This is a genomic window from Mogibacterium pumilum (genome assembly GCF_002243385.1).
In the GTDB taxonomy this organism is placed as follows: domain Bacteria; phylum Bacillota; class Clostridia; order Peptostreptococcales; family Anaerovoracaceae; genus Mogibacterium; species Mogibacterium pumilum.
This window is the reverse complement of record NZ_CP016199.1, coordinates 1,405,159-1,407,365: the sequence shown is the minus strand read 5'-3', so window position 1 is coordinate 1,407,365 and position 2,207 is coordinate 1,405,159. Positions and strand designations below refer to the sequence as shown.

The window sequence follows — 2,207 nt, the reverse complement described above, 5'->3', positions numbered from 1 at the left end:
GGATTCAAAATCTGATAAGAATAGCAACAAACCTAAGATTAAGGCTGTTCCAATAATTAGCAAGGACTTTGCGCATAAGCCGAAGGCATCGGTAGGAAAGCCGATGCCGCGTAAAGAAGAGCCGGTAGAGGCTGAAGCTCTTGAAGCAAAGACTGAAACAGAAGTGAAGGAGCCAGTAGAGGCTGAATTAAAAGCCGAAGCACCAAAGGCTAAGAATACTAAGAAATCTGCAGCAAAGAATAAGCCGGCTGATGAAGCTAAAGAAATAAAGTCAGCTAAGAAAGAAAAGAAGATAGCCGCTGAAGAAACAGCTACTAAGATTGAAGCAAAGCCTAAGAAGACTGAAGAGCCAACTAAAGAATCAGAGAAAAAGATAGAAAAGAAAGAGGAGTCATACGAGAATGCTCCTAATAAGCCGATGCGCTTCAAGAAAATTTTCGATGCTTCTTCTACACCAAAAGAAGAGCCTAAACCTGCTCGTAAGAAGTCTTCTGACAAAGACGGCCGTAAGGACGGTAAGAAGAATGACCGTGGCGGCAGAAAGAACGATAAGAGAGATGGACAGAGCAGAAGTACAGACTCAAAGCAGAGCAGAAGTTCATCAATGTCTAAGAGTTCAGTGGCTACAGATGCACCTATGGCAGATAAGCCGCAGACTAAGGGCAAGAGCAAGAAGTTCTTTGATAAGGACAAGGATAGAGATAGGTTTAAGCACGAGAAGCGTAGTGAAGGCAAGAATAGCAAGTCGCGTTTCTTCGATGAGAGAAGCCTTGAGAAGCAGGTAAAGCATAGAAAGAAGAAAGCTCCTAAAGTTACTGAGCCTGAAATCGAAATCGAAGAGCTACTACCAGAAGGTGCAGTAGCGGTAACTGTTCCAATCACTGTTGCCGGTCTAGCTGAACAGGCTGAAATCTCCGTGAGCAAGATTATCATGTCTCTCATGAAACTTGGAATCATGGCTACTGTAAACCAGACTCTCGATAAGGATACAGTTGAGATGCTTGGAGAAGACCTCGGTATGCAGGTTGTAGTTGCAGAAGAGAAGGAAGAGGTTGTTGAAAAAGGTCTTGACCTACGCGAGGATAAGGAGAACGAACTAAAACCACGTGCACCAATCATCACTGTAATGGGTCACGTTGATCACGGTAAGACTTCGCTCCTCGATGCTATTAGAAACACTAACGTAACTGCTGGTGAGTCCGGTGGTATTACACAGCATATAGGTGCTTCTGAGGTTAAGATTAATGGCAAGAAGATTGTATTCCTCGATACACCAGGACACGAAGCGTTTACTACAATGCGTGCTCGTGGAGCGCAGGTAACTGACATCGCGGTACTTGTTGTAGCGGCAGATGATAGTGTTAAGCCACAGACTATAGAGTCTATTAGCCATGCTAAGGCTGCAAACGTTCCTATGATCGTTGCTATCAACAAGATTGATAAGCCAGGAGCTAACCTTGATAGGGTTAAGAAGGATCTCGCAGATCACGGCGTGCTCGTTGAGGATTGGGGTGGAGATGTAATAAGTGTTCCTGTATCAGCTAAGAAAAATGAAGGAATTACTGATCTCTTAGAAATGATTTTACTGCAGGCTGAAGTTCTCGAACTCCGCGCAAATCCAGATAGACTTGCTATGGGTACCGTTATCGAAGCGAGGCTCGACAAGAGCAAGGGGCCTATCGCGACACTGCTTGTTACAAACGGAACTCTCAAGGCTGGACAGAGCGTTGTTGCTGGTACAACTTCTGGTAAGATAAGGGTTATGACTAACTTCAAGGGAGAGGCTATCAGAAAGGCTCTACCTGCTACACCAGTTGAAATCCTAGGACTTTCGGATGTTCCTATGGCAGGTGACTCGTTCAACGCTGTTAAGGATGACAAGGTTGCTAGAGAAATTGCTGAGAGCAGACAGGAGAAGATGAGAGAGGATGTACTTGCAAAGAACGCAAGCACAACACTAGAGAAGCTATTCTCACAGATTCAGGAAGGCGATACAAAGGAACTCAACATGATTATCAAGGGAGATGTTCAGGGTTCAGTTGGCGCTATCATCTCATCTCTCGAAAAGCTTGATAATGAAGACGTACGTGTAAACGTAATTCACTCAGGTGTAGGTACAGTAACGGAATCCGACGTAATGCTCGCTGAAACTTCTGGAGCTATCATCATAGGATTTAACGTAAGACCTACGACTGCAGTTAAGAATC

The 2,207-nt window shown here is 44.5% G+C and carries 1 protein-coding gene; it reads left to right on the top strand.

All coding sequences use genetic code 11. From position 1 onward, the window contains the following. Positions 1 to 103: 103 nt before the first annotated feature. The coding region (gene infB, locus AXF17_RS06705) for a translation initiation factor IF-2 (protein WP_408631988.1) at positions 104 to 2,207 on the top strand (2,104 nt) is incomplete at its 3' end.